Raw genomic sequence first — 20,835 nt, 5'->3', positions numbered from 1 at the left:
TAAGGACTTGATTTTCGGAAAATGTAGAGGAATGAATGAAGACCAGTGGTGTAAAACAGGTTTTATTAAAAGAACTTTTGTATCCTTTTTGTCTCTTTTTTTTTGTTTTGCCAGGGTGTGTTGTCGGTCCTGATTATCGTAAAACATCTTTTTCTGTTCCAACACTTTGGGGCAACATTCTTCTGCTCAAATTTCTGAACATCCGGCTGCACTCGCGGGCTGGTGGCGAAATTTTAATGACCCGGTTTTAGATCAGCTGATTAATGATGCAATCGTTGCAAATAACAATATTGCGCTCGCTAAAGCACGGGTTCGTGAAGCACGGGCTAGTTTAGGGCAGGTGATTGGACATCTTTTACCAAGTGTTTCAAGTTCAATTTTGGGCAATCATAGTTCTAGCCAGTCGGATACTTCTTTAAGACAGTATCGTGGTGGTTTTGATGCAAGTTGGGAGCTTGATCTTTTTGGGGACATAAAAGAGCAGTTGAAGCAGCGCGTTATGATCTTGATGCAACTGTAGAGGATCTGCGGGCTACAATGGTTACTCTTTTAGGGGATATCGCAACGAATTATATTGAAATGCGTGGTTGGCAAAAAAAACTGTTGATTGCACACTCTATTGCTGCGTTGCAGCGAAAAACAGCTCAATTAATAAAGGCTAAATTGGAAGCTGGTGATATCTCAGAGCTGGATAATTCAAATGCACAAGCGCAAATGATCAATACAGAGGCAGATATCATACAGATGGAAGTGAATTTATCGATGAGTATTCATCGTCTTTCCGTTTTAACTGGGCGTGTGCCTGTAGCATTGCAGGACTTTTTGCAAAAAAGCGCTGAAAAGAAACAGCTTCCAAAGCCAAAATGGCCAATCTCTGTGGGAATTCCTGCTGATATTTTGTTAACACGTCCAGATTTACGACGTGCCGAACGTCAATATGCTCAAGCGACAGCGCGAGTTGGTCAACGGGAAGCAGAACGTTATCCTTCATTAAGCTTAACGGGTAATATTTCTACAACAGCAGAATCCATTGGTCAATTAGCAAAAGGTTCAACGATTGGTTGGTCCTTTGGGCCAAATCTTCGCTTTCCTTTTTTTAATGGAGGACAGGTGGTTGCCTCTGTTGCTGTAGGACGTGCTCAGCGTGATCAGGCTTTTATTGCTTATCGAGCGGCAGTGTTAGGAGCTTTAGAAGAAGTAGAGAATGCATTGGTACGGTTGTATAAAGAACAACAGCGTTTAAAAAAGTTGTTGGCTGCAAATGCAGCTTATTCACATTCATTGCAACTTTCGCAAGGCCTTTTTGAAAGTGGTAATATCAGCTTTCTTGAATTACTCAATGCTTATCGTTCTTATTATTCTTCACAAATGTCATTGAGTGATAGTCATATTGTTCTGGCTAAGCATTATATTGCCTTGATGAAGGCATTAGGGGGAGGATGGGATGGTGTAGTTGATGTTTCTTTTCCAGAAATCGTCGATAAGACTGCCAGTTCACATGTAAAGGTGAAACGATGATGAAATATTTTATGGGGAAATATTCAACTATAAAACGCAAAAAGCTTTTTTTATTTTTCAGTGTGGTTTTTCTCATCTTTGTCTTTAAGATGCTCTTTGTTTTATTTGGGAGCAAAAATACACTGAATTATATGACAGCAGTGGTTACGCGTGGTGATATTGAAGAAACGGTTTTAGCTTCTGGAATTGTACGTCCTTATCGATTGGTGGCTGTTGGCGCGCGTGCAACAGGGCGTGTGGTTTCTGTTCGTGTTTCAGCTGGAGATGTTGTAGAAGAAGGAGATCTTATAGCAGAGATTGATCCTACGGATCAGGAAAATGATCTGAAAAGAAAAAAAGCAGTTTTGTCCTATTATTATGCAAGTTTAAAAGAGCATGAAGCTTATCTCATTTTAGCTAAACAAAATTTAGCACGTCAAAGTAAAATGGTTGAAGCACGAGCAGTTTCACGTGCTAATTTTGATGATGCAGTGACGCAAGTCAAAATACGTGAAGCTCAAATTGCTCAACTTCAGCAACAAATTGTACAGGCACAAATTGATGTGAAAAGTGCAGAAGTGAATTTAAGCTATACGCAGATAACAGCGCCTTCTTCAGGGACAGTTTTAGCAACCGTCGTTGAAGAAGGACAAAATATTAATGCAACTCAGTCAGCACCAACAATTGTTATTTTAGGAGATTTGTCAAAAATGACAATTAAAGCACAAATTTCAGAAGCAGATATTTTAAAAGTTCATACTGGACAAGACCTCTATTTCACAATTTTAGGAGATATACAACGCCGTTATGAGGGATCATTAGAGGCAATAGAACCTGCTCCTGAAGATATTCGTAGTGATATTAGTATTAATCCTAACATGTCAGGATCGAGTTCTTTAGCGTCATCGGCGATTTATTATAATGGGCTTATCCATGTTAACAATAAAGATCGTTTTTTGCGGACTTATATGACAGCTCAAGTGCATATTATATTAGGACGTGCTCGAAATGTATTGTTGGTTCCAAGTGATGCTTTACACAATGAGACGAAAGAGCATAAAGCGTGGGTGCAGCTTTTGGTTAGTCGAGACAAAGTTATTGCAAAACAAGTAACAGTCGGACTTAATAATAAAGTAATGGCTGAGATTGTTTCTGGGCTCAATGAGGGTGATGTGGTGGTGGTTGGTGCACACGATGGATTGTTAGTATCTTCTAATTTACAAAGTGAAAACAGGGTTTAAAACATGATAACAGAATCGAAGGATGCTGTTCTTATATTGGAAGATGTAGTACGTGAATTTCGTGTAGGTGAGACATTGGTCTCTGTTTTAAAAAACATCAATTTAACCATTAAGCGTGGCGAGATGGTCGCAATTGTAGGAGCGTCAGGTTCAGGAAAATCTACGTTAATGAATATTTTAGGATGCCTTGATCGACAAAGTTCAGGGCGTTATTGGATTTCTGGTAAAGAAACAGCTTTGCTTTCAGCAGATGATTTGTCAGCTTTGCGACGCAATCATTTTGGTTTTATTTTCCAACGTTATCATTTGCTCAAAGAATTAACAGCTCTCGGGAATGTTGAAATTCCAGCTATTTATGCAGGCTGCTCAGCAGAAATAAGAAAACAACGTGCACAGAGCCTTTTAACACGTTTAGGGATGTATGATCGGATGAGTCATTATCCCAATCAGCTTTCGGGGGGACAGCAGCAACGTGTTTCAATTGCTCGTGCTTTAATGAATGATGCTGATATTATTCTTGCAGATGAACCAACCGGTGCTTTAGACAAAAAAAGTGGTCAAGAAGTTTTGCATATTTTAGATGAGCTTCATCAAGAGGGAAGAACTATTATCATTGTAACTCATGATATGCAGGTGGCCGAAAGAGCAGATCGTATTATTGAAATCAGTGATGGAGAGATTATTTCTGATAATGTTTCAAAAATTAAAAAAATAAACAGTAAGAAAAAATTTCTTCCGAAAGAAGATAATCTAAAAAGCACTCAACAGTTGGGAATTTTCCGCGCTTTTATGGGACGCTTTTGTGAAGCATTTGTTATGGCTTTATTGGCCATGAATGCCCATCGAATGCGGACTTTTTTGACAATGCTTGGGGTAATTATCGGTATTGCTTCAGTTATTGCAATGATTGCTTTGGGAAATGGTACCCAGAAAAAGATTCTTGATAATTTAAATAGTTTAGGGGTCAATACATTGACAATTATGCCAGGTAAAAGCTTTTCTGATCCACAGTCAGGAAAAATAACCAGTTTAGTGGAGGCAGATGCAGAAGCACTATCTGAATTACCTTATGTTGCTGGTGTCACTTCTCAAATTTCAATAAGTTCGATGGTGTATTATAATGCAATTGAGGCAAAGGCTATTGTTATTGGTGTAGGAGAACAATTTTTTCAAATACAAGGACTAAAAGTAATTAAAGGAAGGTTATTTAATCAATCAAGCGTGCGTGATCGAGCTGTTGATTTGATAATAGAAAAAGAGGCACTTTCTGTTCTTTTTCCTCATAGTCAAGAAGATCCCATTGGAAAAATTGTGCGTGTGGGTAATGTGCCAGCTCGTATTATTGGTGTTGTGGCTTCACAAAACAACGGAGGCGTATCAGATACAATACAGATTTATTTGCCTTATACGGCGGTGCAAATGCGCTTTCTTGGTAGGACAGATGTTCGTTCTATTATTCTTAAAGTTGCTGATAATGTCGATTCGCAATTGGCCGAAACTATGATTCGGCGGTTGTTAATTATGCGGCATGGACAAGAAGATTTTTTTATTAGAAATTCGGAATTGTTTCGTGCAAAAATTATGAATAGTACAGAGATTTTAGCGCTTTTAGTGACTTCGATTGCAGCGATTTCGCTCATTGTAGGCGGAATTGGCGTGATGAATATTATGTTAGTCAATGTTTCTGAGCGGATTAGTGAAATTGGAGTACGTATGGCGATTGGTGCACGTCAGAGTGATATTTTGCAACAATTTTTAATTGAATCGATTTTGATTTGTCTGATTGGCGGAAGTTTAGGGGTTCTCTTTGGATTTGCTATTGGAGGTTTATTTATATTGTGGAATTCTCCTATACAATTGGTTTATACGGTTCGGTCTATCATAATGACTGTTCTCTTTGCAGCTTTTATTGGAGTGTGTTTTGGTTTTTTTCCAGCACGAAAAGCTTCACGTCTTGATCCTGTTGTTGCTCTTGCACGTGATTAAGAATCCTTCCTTAAAAAGATGGTGACTCTTTTCGTGATTGTAAGATTAAAGGGCGATATTGTTCAGAATGAAAGATCAGATTATTGAATAGTTTTTTGGATGTTAAGAGTTAACAATATTTATGCTTCAGAGGAATATGAAAAAAAAGATTAATTGTCTAAAGTAAAAAGACATTTGAAATTTTTTTACAAAGAAGACAATATTATTCTTATTTTTACACTGATGTTTTTGACATATTCAAGGGCAAGAAGGCGTATTTGATTGGCTTGTTTTATCCAGCTATCCGTAACATTTTGTTTTATAGGATAGGCAATAAAATTGATATTAGGCATTAAATATTTAAACTCCAGTAAAGAACGAATCATATGATAATCATGAGTAACGATATAAAGTGTTTTATAGCGATGCTTGTTGATCCAATGAGCACTTTCTTTAGCATTCCCTTGAGTGTTGGTTGCGTGATGATCAATATCAACGCAACAGGCAAAGAGTCGAGGATTGATATTCATTCTACGGATCAGTTTATTAGGATGTATTGTTGTGTTCACTCCGCTGATTAATAGCCGCGAACCAAGCTTTTTTTGTAAAAGCTCTAATCCTGTTTCTATTCTGTTTTTCCCTCCTGTAAGGACAATAATTGCGTCAACTTTCGGTAAGGGATGCGGAGGGGTAAGTTGTTCAACTTTTTCAGTAAAAGCAACAAAAGTAAGACAAAAAATTAGAATGATGATCAAAATAAAGAGTATTGTCGGTGGCAAATAGTAAAAAAATCGTTTACGTTTTTTCGTAACATTTATTTTGTGCTCAAGAGGAGAGTTTCGCGGTCTATCATAGGCAAAATTGGAATCAGGAGTGTTGTAGGTCATAAAATTAAAATAGGCCATTTTCGCATTGATCGATTTTTTTAAGTTGTGCTAGAATAGTAATTCGATTGGTGAGCATCGTGACGATAGCAACACAAAAAATAAGAATGAGAATTTTTCCATAGGTGCTGAAACTAATGGAAAAGTGTCCAAATAAAGCGATAATTTGACGCGTTTTTTCTAATCCTAAATTGTAATTTATCCAAAGAAGAAAAGCATTAAATAGCAGTGTACTTATCACACCGCCGTACAATGAACCGCGGAATGCAGTTTTAAAAAAATGCCAGTCAAACTGTTGGGCAATGAAAACGGTTTCAGTTCCGAGAAAATATAAGATATTAATGATATGTGCATTTTCTGCTAGCGCGTTACGTGTAGCGAAAATAATTGTAAGGATTAGTGAGCCAAGAATGAGGGCTAGAATTGTAAAACCAATAAAAACAGTTGTTTGTGCCATAGTGATAAATCGATTTACCCAAAAGCTGTGATCATTAAATTGAGCGCCTGGAATTTGTGTTTTAATAGCGTGACTGATTGCTTGAAAGTCAGTTTTTTCATTTTCTTTCAAAGTAACAATGATTAGCCGGGGAATGGGAAATTCTTTGAAGGATATACCTGTTCCAAGCCATGGCTCAAGTAATTTTTCGGTGGCTATTTGATCAATAATTTTTGCGTTTTGTACACCTCGAAATGTTTTCACCAATTTGACAGCATCAGAGAGAGCTTTTTCAATATCGACATTTTCAATTGGACGAATTTGAATTGTTGCTTCATAGCTAATTTCGCTGCTCCAATTATTGGCCGCGTGTTGCACTAGATCAACGCTGATTAATGTTAAGCTTGAAAGGAATGTCATGATAGCAATGACTGCAACTAATGCTTGCCCAGAGATATTACTACTTGGAATAATAGGCGTTCTTTTTTCTTTATTAACTGTAAAAATCCAGTTTGGAATGTAGAACATGAGCGAAGATTTATTCATAAATTGTCATCCGTCCTTGGTGAAGAATTAGACGCCGCGCTGCAACTTGCTCCATCAATGAGATATCGTGGGTGGCAATGATGACAGCTGTGCCAAAACGATTTAATTCAATAAATAAACGAAGTAAACGCGATGCTAAAGATGGATCAACGTTTCCTGTAGGCTCATCTGCGAGAAGAATTTCAGGTTGATCAATAAGAGCACGTGCAATCGCTACTCTTTGTTTTTCTCCACTTGAGAGTACGGGTGGTAAAACGTGAATATAATTTCCGAGACCAACCCATCGCAAAAGATCTTCCACTTCACTGCGATAGGTTGCCTCTTCTTGTCCCTTGATGCGTAAAGGCAAAGAAACATTTTCATAAGTTGTCATATGATCAAGCAGTCGAAAATCTTGAAAAACAACCCCAATACGTCGTCGTAAAGCAGGAAGTTCTTTTCGTTTAAGTAATGCTGTATCATTTCTAAATAAATTAATATGACCACGCGTTGGTTTGATCGCGAGAAACATAAGACGTATCAATGATGTTTTTCCTGATCCAGAAGCCCCAGTTATAAATTGAAAGGATCCTTCGGGAATGTGAAAGCTGATATCGTGGAGGACTTCAGGTCCCATTCCATAGCGCAAACCAACATTTTCAAAACGAATCACTTTTAAGTACCACTTCTGTTTTTGGAGTGAATATGATGAAAATTCTCTCTTAAATAATAATATTTTACTTTCTTTTTTCAGTGTTATTATTCTATTGAATAACCTCAATTATGTTCTGTATTTTGCCGATTGGCAATAAGGTCATTGATGACTTGCGGCTCGGCAAGGGTTGAAATATCTCCTAGGGCGTCAAGATTATTTTCAGCAATTTTTCGCAAAATGCGTCTCATAATTTTTCCTGATCGTGTTTTGGGCAATTGGGCAGTAAATTGAAGTTTATCTATTGTCGCGATAACCCCAATTTCTTTTCTTATATGTTGAATAAGATTTTGGTATAACTGCTCACTTGGTGCTATTCCTTCCATTAAAGTTACAAAACTATAAATTCCCTGTCCTTTAATAGAGTGAGGATATCCTACAATAGCTGCTTCTGAAACAGAAGGGTGTGAAACAAGCGCTGATTCAAGCTCGGCAGTTCCTAGCCTGTGACCGGAAACATTAAGTATATCATCAATTCGTCCTGTAATCCAATAATAGCCATTGCTATCACGTTTACAACCATCGCCTGTAAAATATTTTCCTTTATATGTGGAAAAATATGTTTGGATAAAGCACTTATGATTATTATAAAGGGTACGCATTTGACCAGGCCATGAATCAGCGATACAAAGATTTCCTTCTGCTTCTCCTTCCAAAACATTTCCTTGAGCATCAACGATTTGTAAATGGATGCCAAAAAACGGATGTGTAACCGATCCCGGTTTGAGTGTTGTAGCTCCGGGGAGAGGAGTGATTATATGTCCTCCTGTTTCTGTTTGCCACCATGTGTCAAGAATAGGACAATGGCCGTTTCCAACAGTATGATAGAACCATTCCCATGCTTCTGGATTGATCGGTTCGCCTACTGTTCCTAAGAGGCGTAGAGATGTTCTTTGAGAGCGTGTGATATATGAATCTCCTGCGCCCATTAAAGTACGAATGGCCGTTGGTGCAGTGTAGAGTGTATTGACTTTGTGTTTATCGACAATATCCCAGAATCTGCCTTTATCAGGGAAAGTTGGTGTGCCTTCGAACATTACGGTGGTTGCACCATTACATAAAGGCCCATACACCAGATAAGAGTGGCCAGTGATCCAACCAATGTCAGCTGTACACCAATAAATTTCATGGGGATGGTAATCGAAAACATATTGGTGTGTCATCGATACATAGACAAGATATCCACCTGTTGTATGCAGAACACCTTTTGGTTTTCCTGTTGATCCTGAAGTATATAGAATAAAAAGAGGATCTTCTGCATTCATTTTTTCTGGGAGGCAATCAGTTGGAGCATGAAGGACCTCTTCATGATACCAGAAGTCACGTTCTGTAACCCAGTTAATTTTTTCATTTGTGCGTTGTATGACCATAACATGGTTGACATGCACATTGTGGTGCGCTGCTATATGAATGGCTTGATCAATATTCTCTTTTAAATTAATTGTCTTTCCTCCACGTAAAGCCTGATCAGCCGTAATGATAAAAGTTGATTCACAATCAATGAGACGCCCTGCAATAGCTTCAGCAGAAAAACCAGCAAAGATAACTGAATGGATAGCTCCAATACGGGCACATGCGAGCATAGCGTAAACTGCTTCAGGAATCATTGGGAGGTAGATGATGACTCTATTCCCTTTTTTAATTCCATATTTTTTTAAGATGTTCGCGAAACGACAGACTTTTTCATAAAGGGCGTTATACGTTATTTTTTGATCAATATTAGGATCATCGCTTTCCCAAATGAGCGCGATTTGATCACCTCGATTTTTTAAATGACGATCAATGCAATTATAGGCCACATTTGTAATTCCATCTTCATACCATTTAATCGATACAGAGTCATTAAATGAAGTGTTTTTTGCCTTTGTATAGGGCTTAAACCATTCAATACGTTGACCGTGTTTTGCCCAGAAAGCTTCTGGATTGTTAATGCTTTCTTGGTATTGTTGTTGGTAGGTTTCATAATCAATGAAAGCTGTTTTTTTGAGATGCATTGGTACTGGATAAGTTTTTTCAGACATTGTTTTCCTCCTCTTCTGTTAATGTCAAAAAAGTTGCTATATTGTTGTCTTATTATTTTATTTTAAAGATCTATTTTTCATGAGTGCTTTGATAAGAATTAAAGTTTTTACGTTCAACATAAGTTCAGTCGTAGGCTTGAATGGTTAATTTTACGCAATAAATGTTATAAAAAAGCTTTTTTATTTGGTTTCGTAAAAGATGGAAAGGCTTAAAAAAGACAATCCTTAAAAGGAGCGAGAACCAAATAAAGCTGATCCAATACGAAGAACATTTGCACCAAATTGGAGAGCGATTTTAAAGTCATTAGACATACCCATAGAGAGTTTTGGAAGGCCAGTTTCTTTTGCAAGTTTTGCTAAAAGAGCAAAATAAGGGCCAGGATTTTCTTGAATAGGGGGGATCGCCATCAGTCCAATGATATCAAGTCCATAATTATTTTTGCATTGAGCAACAAAGGCTTTTACTTCTTGTGGAAAAATGCCACTTTTTTGTGATTCTAACCCTATATTGACTTGGATATAACAGGGAAGATGCTTTTTCTGTTTGTGCATTTCTTCTGCGAGTTTTTTAGCTATTTTTTCTCGATCAACAGTTTGAATGACATCGAAGATTTTAACAGCTTCTGCTGTTTTGTTGGATTGTAAGGGACCAATGAGATGAAGTTCGATTGTGTTAAATTTTTGTCGTAAGGAGGGCCATTTTTCGGCTGCTTCTTGCACACGATTTTCAGCAAAAAGGAACTGTCCTGCCTGCAGAAGAGGAACAATATTGTTTGCGGAAACAGTTTTTGAAGCAGCAATGAGTTGAATATTCTCCACGGGACGATGATAGTCCTGACATGTTTTGGCAATCTCTTGTTGGAGGTTTCTCCATGCGTCAATAGAGGAAATATTAGGTGTATTCATAGGGGTATGCTTTCTGTTTTTTGTGCAGGAATTAGATAATTTTTTATAAAAGCTTTAAAATAATTCATGAAAAGGTTGACGATAAGGTTAATCCGTGGTGAATCTTGATGAAAATTTTGAAGTTAATTTTATGAAGAGTATAACGAGAATGATAAGCGAGCGTTATAATCCACGTGCACAGGAAAAAAAATGGCAAACGATTTGGGATGAAAAGAAAATTTTTCAAGCTGCTGATGATAGTGAGCGTGAAAAATATTATGTTTTAGAAATGTTCCCTTATCCTTCTGGACGAATTCATATGGGGCATGTGCGCAATTATACCATGGGGGATGTTGTTGCGCGATATAAGCGGGCAAAGGGATTTCATGTGCTTCATCCAATGGGATGGGATGCTTTTGGAATGCCTGCTGAAAATGCTGCCATGCAAAGTAAAGTACATCCTAAAGTATGGACCTATGAAAATATCACGGTAATGCGAAAGCAGTTAAAAAAACTGGGTTTTTCTTTGGATTGGTCCCGTGAGTTTGCCACATGTGATGTAGAATATTATCATCGTCAACAAATGTTGTTTCTGGACTTCTATCAGAAAGGGCTTATTTCACGTCAGGTCGCTAAGGTCAATTGGGATCCTGTTGATCAAACAGTTTTAGCTAATGAACAGGTTATTGATGGTCGTGGTTGGCGTTCTGGTGCATTGGTTGAACAACGCGAATTAACACAGTGGTTTTTTAAAATTAGTGATTTTAGTAACGACTTATTGGCAGGACTTGAAAAGCTTGATCAGTGGCCAGAAAAAGTACGCATTATGCAAAAAAATTGGATTGGCAAATCACAAGGACTTCTTATTCGTTGGGCTTTGCATAAAACCAATACAGTGGATGATGTATGTGATGCATTTGATGAAATTGTTTGTTATTCAACGCGTCCTGAGACTCTCTTTGGTGCTTCTTTTTTAGCACTTTCTTTTGATCATCCAATTGCGAAAGCTTTAGCACAAAAGGATAAGGCACTTGATACTTTTATCGAAAGCTGTCGGTGTAATGGGACTACAGAAGCGGCGTTTGAGACAGTGGAAAAAAAAGGATTTCGTACGCCACTTTTTGCTATTCATCCTTTTGATCCGACAACACATCTTCCTGTTTATATCGCTAATTTTGTTCTCATGAATTACGGCACAGGGGCTATTTTTGGATGCCCTGCTCATGATCAGAGAGATTTGGATTTTGCTCGAAAATATAATCTTGCTGTGCGTCCAGTAATTGTACCAACAGAAGGTGATGCTGAGAGTTTTGTCATTGCTGAAACGGCTTATATGGGCGATGGTGTGATGATTAATTCAGGCTTTTTAGATGGTTTGACAGTGCAGGAGGCTTTTCAAATGGTTGCTGAACGGCTTGAGAAACAGCTGCTCAAGGATCAGCCTCAGGCACAAAAAACAGTGCAATTTCGATTACGTGATTGGGGCATTTCGCGTCAGCGTTATTGGGGTTGTCCAATCCCTATGATCCATTGTACGGATTGTGGTGTTGTACCTGTCCCATGTGCTGATTTGCCCGTTGTGTTACCCGATGATGTTACTTTTGATCAGCCTGGTAATCCACTTGCGCGCCATGATGAATGGCAAACAGTGGTTTGTCCTTGTTGTGGTCAGTTAGCAAAACGTGAAACCGATACAATGGACACTTTTGTTGATTCTTCTTGGTATTATGCACGCTTTACTACACCTTATGCTCAAGAACCAATAGATCAGAAAATAGCAGCACAATGGTTACCTGTTCAGCAATATATTGGTGGTATTGAGCATGCGATTTTGCACCTTTTATATGCACGTTTTTTCACACGTGCGATGAAGATGATAGGCTATGTTTCGGTAGATGAGCCTTTCAAAGGTTTATTTACGCAAGGTATGGTTGTTCATGAAACCTATCAAGATGAAAAAGGGTGGGTTTCGCCAGCAGATGTCGAAATTGTTGAAAAGGATGGAAAGCGTTGTGCCTATAAGCTCACGGATCAAAGTGAAGTGATGATTGGTTCAATTGAAAAAATGTCAAAATCAAAAAAGAATGTCGTCGATCCTGATGATATTATTGCTTCCTATGGAGCGGATACTGTACGCTGGTTTATGTTGTCGGACTCTCCTCCTGAGCGTGATGTCATTTGGACGGAATCTGGAATTGAAGGTGCGTACCGTTTTGTGCAGCGTGTCTGGCGTTTAGTGGCTTTAAGTGCTCCAGTTTTAAAGGGGGTAAAATCATGTGCAGGACAGCAAGGAGCTGCTTTGGAGCTTTCCAAAGCAGCCCACCGTACACTTTGTGCTGTAGAAGATGATTTAGAAAAACTTGCCTTTAATCGAGCTGTTGCACGCCTTTATGAATTATTGAATGTGATAGCTTCCTCTCTAAATAATATAGAAAATGCTGAAGATGAAATGAAGTCTGCATTGCGTCAAGCAGTGGATTTCTTCATTGCAATGATTGCCCCTATGGTGCCTCATTTAGCAGAAGAATGTCATGCTGCTTTGGGCGGGAATACACTGATGTCGCAGTGTGCTTGGCCTTCTTATGATTCTGCGTTAACGGTTGAAGAATATATTACTTTACCGGTGCAAATTAATGGCAAAAAGCGGGGTAACGTAACTCTTGCTGCGGTCGCTGATAATGTGGCAATTGAAGAAGCGGTTTGTGCTCTTGATTTTGTGCAAGCACATTTAGCTGGAAAATCTATTAAGAAAATGATTATTGTTCCAAAAAGGATTGTTAATGTCATTATTTAATGGACTTATTGCTGCTGTTTTTTCTTGTTTGTTTGCTTTTCTTAGTGGATGTACCATTGAACCACTTTATCGTCAGGCCTCACAGGGATCGACATCCACGATTTCTCTTTTGCCCGTTGAAACATCAGAAAAGATTTCTGGAGGACTTTCTGAAAAATTTGCAGCTATTGTGATTGAAGAACCCTCTGATCATTTCAGTCAAATGGTGCGTAATCATTTATTGTTTCTTCTCTATGGGCGTGGAGGAAAGCCTTCTATGCCAATTTATCAATTGTCACTGCAAACATCGGTTTCTACACGAACATCTTTCGAGATAGACAGTGACCGTGAAGAGGATGGAATAGGACACCCTTCTGTTGGAACAATCGTGAGTAAAGCTTCTTATATTTTAAAGAATATGAAAAATGAATTTATTGCGAAAGGAACAGGAACAATGAGTGCTTCTTTTGATCGACTTCGTCAAGAATATGCAACAATGCAAGCTGAAAAAAATGCGCAAAAACGCGTTGCTGAAGAATTGGCCGAACGCATTTTTATGTTGCTTGCAAAAGATCTTGCAAAAATTTCTCCTTCTTAAAAGCTCATATTCTTCGAATATTAAAATAAGTTGCATATTTTTATGAAGAAGTTTTGGACACGATATGGCCTAGTTAGAGTAAAATGAGATTTTACTCTTTAAATTTATATCTCTTGTCCGTTTAAAAACATCTTAGTTGAGATGTTTGAAGAAGAAGTACAGTATTGGTAGGGTTTTAAATGCTTTTTAAGCGATATTTTGTCCCGTTTTTGCCCAGTCTGCCGCAAATGTCTGTAAGCCTTGGTCAGTTAGAGGATGTTTGACTAGATTTTTTAAGATTGCTGGGGGAACAGTTGCAACATCTGCACCACTCAATGCTGCTTCTTTAACATGATTGACAGAGCGGATAGAGGCAGCCAAAATTTGAGTCTTGAAATTATATTGGTCATAAAGAGTGCGAATTTCGTGAAGCAGTTCGATACCATTGTATCCACAATCATCAATTCTTCCGATAAAAGGTGAAATAAATGTTGCATGCGCTTTTGCAGCTAACAAAGCTTGATTAACCGAAAAACAAAGGGTAAGGTTTGTTTTTAGTCCTTGTTCAGTGAGGGCTTTACAAGCTTTTAATCCATCAAGTGTTAAGGGGAGCTTGATGCAAATATTGTCAGCAATTTTTGCTAAAACAGCCGCTTCTTTCATCATATTATTGAAGTCAGTTGCAACAACTTCAGCAGACACTGGTCCGTTGACGAGAGCACAAATTTCTTTGATGGTTTCCAGAATATTACGTCCAGATTTGAGAATGAGAGAAGGATTGGTTGTGACACCATCGACCAATCCCAAATTTTGTAATTCTTGGATATCTTCTTTATGAGCACTATCCACAAAAAATTTCATTTCAAATCTCCTTGGGCTTTTAAAAGTTTGTTGTTTAATATTTCTCTTAGTTCTTCTTGTATATGTTATGCGCTATTCTTTGTAGCAAAAGCAAGGGGCCGATTGATGGATAGAGGAGTGGTACAAAAGGTCTTGAGAAGAAGGCAATTAAATGAAAAAAGTATATTATCACATTGTTTCATTCTGGGATAATTATTGTATTGGTTGTATAAAGAACAGGCTAGGGAAAAAGTGGGGGACGAGAATAGAAAAATGCAACAATAAGATCAAAGCACTATCGATAAAAAGGTGATATCAATTGTGACAGAAATGCAAATTGTTTCGGTTGTGGTACCGATCCCAGTTTTTCAGGCTTATAGCTATGGGGTAGAGCCACATATAGAGATAAAAGTTGGCTCTTTTGTACGTGTTCCTGTTGCAGGACGCGAAATTTGTGGTTTTGTGGTCGCTATTGGTGAGCCGATATTTGAGGAAGAACAAAGAGAGAGTTTAAAGAGAGTAACCGCTGTTCCTGTGGCGCGTGATAAATTGCGCTTTGTGACGCATGTTTTTGATTGTCCGCCATTAAAGGCTGAGATGATCGCATTTTTGCGTTTTTTCAGTCAGTATACCATGACGCCTTTCGGTCTTGTTGCGGGGTTGGTTTTACGTGTGCCGACGGCTTTAGATCCAGAAGAGAAGATGGTGGGATTGCGTTATTGTGGAGGGAACGTAGAACGGTTAACACCAGCGCGATCGCGTGTTTTAGACTTGGCGCGTGATGGAATAATTCGGACTCGTTCTGATCTTGCTCATGCTGCGAGAACTTCTCCTTCAGTGGTAGACCTTTTAAAATCACTTGGGGTTTTTGAAGAGGTTGTGGTTCCAGTACAGGCAGTGGTTGCTCTGCCTGATCCTGATTTTTGTCCACCTGTTTTAGAAGGAGCACAGAAATCGGCAGCAAATTTGCTGAGAGAAGGCGTTTTGTCTTCTCAATTTCAGGTTTTTTTGCTTGATGGAGTCACGGGGTCCGGAAAAACAGAAGTCTATTTTGAGGCGGTTGCTCAAGCGCTAAAGGGCAACAAACAGGTTTTAATTTTATTGCCAGAAATTGCTTTAACACAGCAATTTTTAGACCGTTTTCATGCACGTTTTGGAGTTTCAGCAGCTGAGTGGCATTCTGATTTAACACCACGTCGTCGTGAACGTGTGTGGCGGCAAGTTGTAGAAGGAAAAGTGCGGGTTGTTGCAGGAGCGCGTTCAGCACTTTTTTTACCTTTTCTGGATCTTGGATTAATTGTTGTTGATGAAGAGCATGATGGTGCTTATAAACAAGAAGAACGTATTTTTTATCATGCGCGGGATATGGCTGTGGCGCGGGGATCTTTTGAGCGTTGTCCTGTTATTTTATCGTCAGCGACTCCTTCAATTGAAAGTCAGGTGAATGTTTTATGGGGGCGTTATCAGCGGGTGCATTTGCCTTCACGGTTTCAAGCAGTAGCGTTACCGCATTTGCGCGTGATTGATATGCGTAAAGGGGGTGTAGAAAAAGGACGCTTTATTTCTTGTGTTCTTGAACATGCTTTGAGAAAAACTTTAGAAAAGGGTGAGCAGGCGCTTTTGTTTCTCAATCGGCGTGGATATGCGCCTTTAACACTTTGTCGGGTGTGTGGACATCGTTTTCATTGTACGGATTGTTCGAGCTGGTTGGTTGAGCATCGTTTGCGAGGACAGCTTAAATGTCATCATTGTGGTTATTATGAGCCTCTTCCAGAAGCTTGTCCAGAATGTGGGACATTGGATCATTTAGTGGCTTGTGGGCCAGGGGTGGAAAGAATTGCCGAGGAAACACAGATGCTTTTTCCACAGGCACGGTTGCTTATTCTATCTACTGATTTAAAAGGAAGAATTAGTCAATTACGACGAGAATTAGAAGCAATTGCAAGGGGGGATGTAGATATTGTTATTGGAACACAGTTAGTTGCTAAGGGGCATCATTTCCCTAGATTGTCTTTGGTTGGGGTGATTGATGCTGATTTAGGTCTTGCCAATGGTGATTTACGTGCAAGTGAACGCACTTTTCAGCTTTTGTCTCAAGTCACAGGGCGAGCCGGGCGTATGGGATTAGAAAGTTTAGGATTGTTGCAAACTTATCAACCAGATCATCCGGTTATAAAAGCTTTACTTTCACAACAGCGTGAGGATTTTTATGAGCGTGAGATTGCAATGCGCCAGCATGACGTTTTGCCTCCTTATGGACGATTTGCAGCTTTGATTGTTTCTTCAGAAAAACGTCAAGTTGCAGAAAATTATGCCCGTGCATTGCGCCAAGTTGCACCATCGGTGAAAGGTGTATCGGTGATGGGGCCTGCAGAAGCACAGTTGGCACTTGTGCGGGGTCGTTATCGTTTTCGGCTGTTATTTCATGGACAGCGCTCTTTTGATTTGCAAGGGTTTATTCGTGTTATCCTATCTCGTGCACCAAAGAAGCCTAGTTCGGTTCGGGTTCAGATTGATATTGATCCGCAAAGTTTTCTCTGAAAAGGCAATGAAAAGGCAAATAGAGAGATTTGTTTGTTAAAAACATATTTTAAAAGAGGAGTGGTTTTGAAAAAGATGGGATTTATAATTTTTATTTTTACCTGGTTTATCGAGGCAGGAGCACAGGCATCGATTTCTGATGTGATTAAAAACAATGAAAAAAAGGAAATGCAAAGCATCGATGCAACTGTTTTTATTTTTACTTATCGTTTAATGAGAGAAGTAGAAAAAGTTTTTCAGCCAATCATTGCTTCTCCACAGCAAGCAATGCGGTCTCTTTGTGGTTTTCCAGTTACGCATTCCCGTCAGTTGATTTATGCTTATGCAGTCTTTTATGATGATATAATTTTGCAAGATATTATGGCCTTTAATAAGTCACTGAATATTTATCATAGGACTATTGTTGGACCATTGACAGCACAAATTTTGCAGCATTTACAAAATCATCGCAAATTGATGGAAAAAGCACGTATATTGGATCTTTCGGTAGATGTTGTGGAAGCTCTTTTGATGGATGAAAGTTTTAAAATGGATATTTTATTATCTAAAGTTGGAAAAGAAGTTTCCTCTTCAGTATTCGATACATTTCATGAAGGGGATATGGAAAAATTAAATCAGGTATCAGCTAATATCAAAAATGGACTCAAAAAAAATTGTGTTCCTCATCCGTCAATTGAAAAGTCATTTTAGTTATTTTATCTAAAAATTTTCAAAAAGCATTGCTTTGTGGTGTTGCGAGTCGATTATGTCTATGCTAGAGATTGGAAAATTTTTTGTTCTGAGTTTCAAGAAAAAGATTTTTGGAATTTGAAATATGTGGTCCATTTTTTCTGATCAATATCGGAAAATCTTTTAAGGAAAAGAGGCAGTATTTCGTGTCAGATTCAGTTTCTCTTGTCCCATTGCCGCTAGTGAGCCAGCGTTATGCAAAAGCATTTTTTGATTTGGTTCAAGAAGCAGGTTGTATTGAACATGTTGAAAAGGAAGTGGCATCTTTCTTGAATATTTTGGAGCAAAATGAGGATTTAAAGGGTTTTGTGCATAGTCCGTTTTTTTCAGTAAAAGAACAGAAGAAAGCGTTAAATGTTCTTTGTGAAAGTATAGAGTTTGTTCATGGAGAGGCAGGCCGCATTTTTCGTAATTTTTTAGGTGTTATTGCAGCTAATCATAGGCTTTTTGCATTACCCAGTATTTTACGTGCTTTTCAGCGTCATCTTGCTCTTTTCCGTAGAGAGTTTTTTGTGCAAATTATTTCTGCACACCCATTAAATGCTTCTCAGAAAGAAATGTTGCGCACGGCATTGGAGAGTGTTGTCAGAGGAAAAATTATGTTGCAACTTTCCGTTGATCCAACAATTCTTGGTGGCTTTATCATTCGTTTAGGGTCATGCCAAATTGATGCGTCCCTTATAACAAAATTATCTTCACTTAAGTTTGCATTGAAAAAAGAGGTCAGCTGATGGATATTAGACCGTCTGAAATTTCAAAAATCCTAAAGAAACAAATCAAAAACTTTGATCAAAAAGCTGAAGTTTCAGAAGTTGGTTGGGTTTTATCTGTGGGTGATGGAATTGCTCGCGTTTATGGTTTGGATAATGTCCAGGCAGGTGAAATGGTCGCTTTTCCCAATGGTGTGCAGGGGATGGCACTGAATTTGGAAATGGATAATGTTGGGATTGTGATTTTTGGATCAGATCGTGATATTCGTGAGGGCGATACCGTTAAACGGCTCGGGGCTATTGTGGATGTCCCTGTAGGACCTGCTTTGCTTGGTCGTGTTGTAGATGCATTAGGGAATCCCATTGATGGAAAAGGTCCTATTAAGACAAAAGAGCGTCGTCGTGTTGATGTCAAGGCTCCTGGTATTATTCCACGTCAGTCTGTGCATGAGCCAATGTCAACTGGATTAAAGGTTATTGATGCCTTAATTCCCATTGGACGTGGACAGCGTGAATTGGTGATCGGTGATCGTCAAACAGGAAAAACGGCGATTTTGCTCGATACATTTTTAAATCAGAAGCGGTTTCATGAAAATAGTACTGGGCAAGATCAAGACAAAATATATTGTATCTATGTGGCAATCGGTCAAAAACGTTCAACGGTTGCACAATTTGTTAAAATTTTGGAAGAACGTGGAGCGCTTGACTATTCGATTATTGTTGCAGCTACAGCGTCTGATCCTGCTCCGATGCAATTTATTGCTCCCCTTGCTGGTTGTGCAATGGGAGAATATTTTCGTGATAATGGTCAACATGCGTTGATTGGTTATGATGATCTTTCCAAGCAGGCTGTTGCTTATCGTCAAATGTCTCTTTTGTTGCGTCGTCCTCCTGGTCGTGAAGCTTATCCAGGAGATGTTTTTTATCTGCACTCTCGTCTTTTGGAGCGGGCTGCAAAGCTTAATGCTGATAATGGTTCTGGATCTTTAACAGCATTACCAGTGATTGAAACACAAGCCAATGATGTCTCTGCTTATATTCCAACCAATGTAATTTCGATTACCGATGGTCAGATTTTTCTGGAAACAAATTTATTCTATCAAGGGATTCGTCCTGCAGTGAATGTTGGTCTTTCTGTTTCACGTGTTGGTTCTGCCGCTCAAATTAAGGCAATGAAGCAAGTTGCTGGTTCTATCAAGGGTGAATTAGCTCAATATCGGGAAATGGCAGCTTTTGCGCAATTTGGTTCAGATTTAGATGCGTCAACGCAGCATCTTTTAAATCGTGGAGCACGTTTAACAGAACTTTTAAAGCAGCTACAATTCTCACCACTTAAAGTAGAAGAACAAGTTGTTGTTATTTTTGCTGGTGTAAATGGTTATCTTGATTCATTAGCTGTTTCTGATGTTGGGCGATTTGAACAAGGGCTTTTAACACTCCTACGCAGTAATCATGAAGAGCTCTTAAATGCGATCGCTGAACAGAAACAAATAACGGATCAAATTAAAACTAAGATGGTTGTTGTTCTTGATAATTATGCAAAGAATTTTTCTTAATTGATTGGTGGAATGCGTAAATGGCGTCGCTAAAGGATCTTAGAGACCGTATTGCCTCGGTTAAGGCAACGCAGAAGATTACCAAAGCTATGCAAATGGTTGCAGCAGCGAAGTTGTATCGTGCGCAAGAAGCAGCTAAATCTGCGCGACCTTATGCTCAGCATATGGCGACTCTTTTAGCGCATGTGTCTGCTGATCTTGATCCAGTGGATGCGCCACCTTTAATGTGCGGTACAGGGAGAGATGATAAGCATCTTTTGGTTGTGTGTACAGCTGAACGTGGTTTGTGTGGTGCCTTTAATACGCAGATTGTTCGTCGTGCACGTGAACATATTAATGGCCTTCTTTCTGCAGGTAAAACGGTTAAAATTTTAACTGTTGGAAAGAAGGGAGCAGATATTTTACTCCGTGATTTTAAAGCTCTGATGATTGATCATATTGATTTGCGCTCTGTGAAACAGATCAGTTTTGCAGAAGCAGCTAAAGTAAGTCGGTGTATTATTGATCTTTTCAATGAAGGGGTGTTTGACGTTTGTACGATTTTTTATTCTGAATTTGTATCAGTCGTTAATCAGTGTCCAAAGGCTATCAATTTAATTCCAGTAGATACTCAAAAGGAATTTTCTGGTGAGATTGGTGGTATTACAAAAGGAAAAAAAAGTGAGATTGTACAATCGGCTGTTTATGATTATGAACCGGATGCAGTTTCTCTCGTGGATGAACTTGTTTCGCGTAATCTCTCTATACAAGTCTTCCATGCTTTGCTTGAAAATGTTGCGGGGGAAATGGGTGCAAAAATGAGCGCTATGGATAATGCATCACGTAATGCCGGTGAAATGATCAATAAATTGACTGTAAGCTATAATCGTCAGCGTCAGGCACAGATTACAACGGAATTGATTGAAATTATTGCGGGCGCTGAAGCGCTTTAAAGTGAGAAGGT

General features: G+C 38.8%; 15 protein-coding genes and 1 pseudogene. 10 read left to right on the top strand and 6 right to left on the bottom strand.

Annotated features, from left to right (window positions below; translation table 11 throughout):
- Positions 1 to 166 precede the first annotated feature (166 nt).
- The 3 genes and pseudogenes from BAR153v2_RS06200 (at position 167) to BAR153v2_RS06190 (ending at position 4,724) form a co-directional block, all read left to right on the top strand.
- Positions 167 to 1,518 (top strand): annotated as a pseudogene (locus tag BAR153v2_RS06200) (efflux transporter outer membrane subunit).
- A complete protein-coding gene (locus tag BAR153v2_RS06195; protein ID WP_078680748.1) occupies positions 1,515 to 2,738 on the top strand; it encodes an efflux RND transporter periplasmic adaptor subunit in 1,224 nt (407 codons plus the stop codon). Before BAR153v2_RS06200 ends, BAR153v2_RS06195 begins: the two are co-directional and overlap by 4 nt.
- Before the next feature lie 3 nt (positions 2,739 to 2,741).
- A complete protein-coding gene (locus tag BAR153v2_RS06190; RefSeq protein ID WP_078680747.1) occupies positions 2,742 to 4,724 on the top strand; it encodes a MacB family efflux pump subunit in 1,983 nt (660 codons plus the stop codon).
- A gap of 185 nt (positions 4,725 to 4,909) precedes the next feature.
- Here BAR153v2_RS06190 and BAR153v2_RS06185 read toward each other — a convergent pair whose 3' ends face one another.
- From BAR153v2_RS06185 to BAR153v2_RS06165, 5 genes are all read right to left on the bottom strand, one after another.
- Complete coding sequence (locus tag BAR153v2_RS06185) at positions 4,910 to 5,590, bottom strand: YdcF family protein (RefSeq protein ID WP_078680979.1); 681 nt, start codon at positions 5,588 to 5,590, stop codon at positions 4,910 to 4,912.
- Between the two features lie 4 nt (positions 5,591 to 5,594).
- The gene (locus BAR153v2_RS06180; protein ID WP_078680746.1) at positions 5,595 to 6,569 is read right to left on the bottom strand and encodes an ABC transporter permease; all 975 of its coding nucleotides are present in this window, start codon (positions 6,567 to 6,569) and stop codon (positions 5,595 to 5,597) included.
- Entirely contained in the window at positions 6,562 to 7,221 is a 660-nt protein-coding gene (ftsE, locus tag BAR153v2_RS06175) for a cell division ATP-binding protein FtsE (protein ID WP_078680745.1), read from the bottom strand. The genes BAR153v2_RS06180 and ftsE overlap by 8 nt, the downstream gene beginning before the upstream one ends.
- 104 nt (positions 7,222 to 7,325) lie before the next feature.
- The gene (gene acs, locus BAR153v2_RS06170; RefSeq protein WP_078680744.1) at positions 7,326 to 9,281 is read right to left on the bottom strand and encodes an acetate--CoA ligase; all 1,956 of its coding nucleotides are present in this window, start codon (positions 9,279 to 9,281) and stop codon (positions 7,326 to 7,328) included.
- Positions 9,282 to 9,506: 225 nt separating this feature from the next.
- The gene (locus BAR153v2_RS06165; protein WP_078680743.1) at positions 9,507 to 10,187 is read right to left on the bottom strand and encodes a YggS family pyridoxal phosphate-dependent enzyme; all 681 of its coding nucleotides are present in this window, start codon (positions 10,185 to 10,187) and stop codon (positions 9,507 to 9,509) included.
- Positions 10,188 to 10,317: 130 nt separating this feature from the next.
- On the opposite strand from BAR153v2_RS06165, the gene leuS reads away from it, so the two are divergent.
- Positions 10,318 to 12,960, top strand: a complete 2,643-nt coding sequence (gene leuS / locus BAR153v2_RS06160; protein ID WP_078680978.1) for a leucine--tRNA ligase — start codon at positions 10,318 to 10,320, stop codon at positions 12,958 to 12,960.
- Entirely contained in the window at positions 12,947 to 13,537 is a 591-nt protein-coding gene (locus BAR153v2_RS06155; RefSeq protein WP_078680742.1) for a hypothetical protein, read from the top strand. Before leuS ends, BAR153v2_RS06155 begins: the two co-directional genes overlap by 14 nt.
- A gap of 186 nt (positions 13,538 to 13,723) precedes the next feature.
- Here BAR153v2_RS06155 and fsa read toward each other — a convergent pair whose 3' ends face one another.
- The gene (gene fsa / locus BAR153v2_RS06150) at positions 13,724 to 14,377 is read right to left on the bottom strand and encodes a fructose-6-phosphate aldolase (protein ID WP_078680741.1); all 654 of its coding nucleotides are present in this window, start codon (positions 14,375 to 14,377) and stop codon (positions 13,724 to 13,726) included.
- Between the two features lie 291 nt (positions 14,378 to 14,668).
- Between fsa and BAR153v2_RS06145 the strand changes: the two genes are divergently transcribed.
- The 5 genes from BAR153v2_RS06145 (at position 14,669) to BAR153v2_RS06125 (ending at position 20,824) form a co-directional block, all read left to right on the top strand.
- Complete coding sequence (locus tag BAR153v2_RS06145) at positions 14,669 to 16,897, top strand: primosomal protein N' (RefSeq protein ID WP_371325867.1); 2,229 nt, start codon at positions 14,669 to 14,671, stop codon at positions 16,895 to 16,897.
- A 75-nt stretch (positions 16,898 to 16,972) separates the two neighbouring features.
- The gene (locus tag BAR153v2_RS06140; RefSeq protein WP_244548643.1) at positions 16,973 to 17,587 is read left to right on the top strand and encodes a hypothetical protein; all 615 of its coding nucleotides are present in this window, start codon (positions 16,973 to 16,975) and stop codon (positions 17,585 to 17,587) included.
- 185 nt (positions 17,588 to 17,772) lie between these two features.
- On the top strand, positions 17,773 to 18,357 hold the full coding sequence (gene atpH, locus BAR153v2_RS06135; protein ID WP_078680739.1) for an ATP synthase F1 subunit delta: 585 nt from the start codon (positions 17,773 to 17,775) through the stop codon (positions 18,355 to 18,357).
- A complete protein-coding gene (gene atpA / locus BAR153v2_RS06130) occupies positions 18,357 to 19,892 on the top strand; it encodes a F0F1 ATP synthase subunit alpha (RefSeq protein ID WP_078680738.1) in 1,536 nt (511 codons plus the stop codon). The genes atpH and atpA overlap by 1 nt, the downstream gene beginning before the upstream one ends.
- Before the next feature lie 20 nt (positions 19,893 to 19,912).
- Entirely contained in the window at positions 19,913 to 20,824 is a 912-nt protein-coding gene (locus tag BAR153v2_RS06125; RefSeq protein WP_078680737.1) for a F0F1 ATP synthase subunit gamma, read from the top strand.
- The last annotated feature ends 11 nt before the right edge of the window (positions 20,825 to 20,835 follow it).

The sequence above is a fragment of the Bartonella sp. AR 15-3 genome (assembly GCF_002022445.1).
Classification (GTDB): Bacteria; Pseudomonadota; Alphaproteobacteria; order Rhizobiales; family Rhizobiaceae; genus Bartonella.
Note: the sequence above shows the minus strand (reverse complement) of the source record. Positions and strands in the feature narration are given on the sequence as shown.

Coding starts and splice junctions, on each gene's coding strand:
- BAR153v2_RS06195 (WP_078680748.1), top strand. CDS start 1,515: ATGATGAAATATTTTATGGGGAAATATTCAACTATAAAACGCAAAAAG.
- BAR153v2_RS06190 (WP_078680747.1), top strand. CDS start 2,742: ATGATAACAGAATCGAAGGATGCTGTTCTTATATTGGAAGATGTAGTA.
- BAR153v2_RS06185 (WP_078680979.1), bottom strand. CDS start 5,590: ATGACCTACAACACTCCTGATTCCAATTTTGCCTATGATAGACCGCGA.
- BAR153v2_RS06180 (WP_078680746.1), bottom strand. CDS start 6,569: ATGAATAAATCTTCGCTCATGTTCTACATTCCAAACTGGATTTTTACA.
- acs (WP_078680744.1), bottom strand. CDS start 9,281: ATGTCTGAAAAAACTTATCCAGTACCAATGCATCTCAAAAAAACAGCT.
- BAR153v2_RS06165 (WP_078680743.1), bottom strand. CDS start 10,187: ATGAATACACCTAATATTTCCTCTATTGACGCATGGAGAAACCTCCAA.
- leuS (WP_078680978.1), top strand. CDS start 10,318: ATGAAGAGTATAACGAGAATGATAAGCGAGCGTTATAATCCACGTGCA.
- BAR153v2_RS06155 (WP_078680742.1), top strand. CDS start 12,947: ATGTCATTATTTAATGGACTTATTGCTGCTGTTTTTTCTTGTTTGTTT.
- fsa (WP_078680741.1), bottom strand. CDS start 14,377: ATGAAATTTTTTGTGGATAGTGCTCATAAAGAAGATATCCAAGAATTA.
- BAR153v2_RS06140 (WP_244548643.1), top strand. CDS start 16,973: ATGGGATTTATAATTTTTATTTTTACCTGGTTTATCGAGGCAGGAGCA.
- atpA (WP_078680738.1), top strand. CDS start 18,357: ATGGATATTAGACCGTCTGAAATTTCAAAAATCCTAAAGAAACAAATC.
- BAR153v2_RS06125 (WP_078680737.1), top strand. CDS start 19,913: ATGGCGTCGCTAAAGGATCTTAGAGACCGTATTGCCTCGGTTAAGGCA.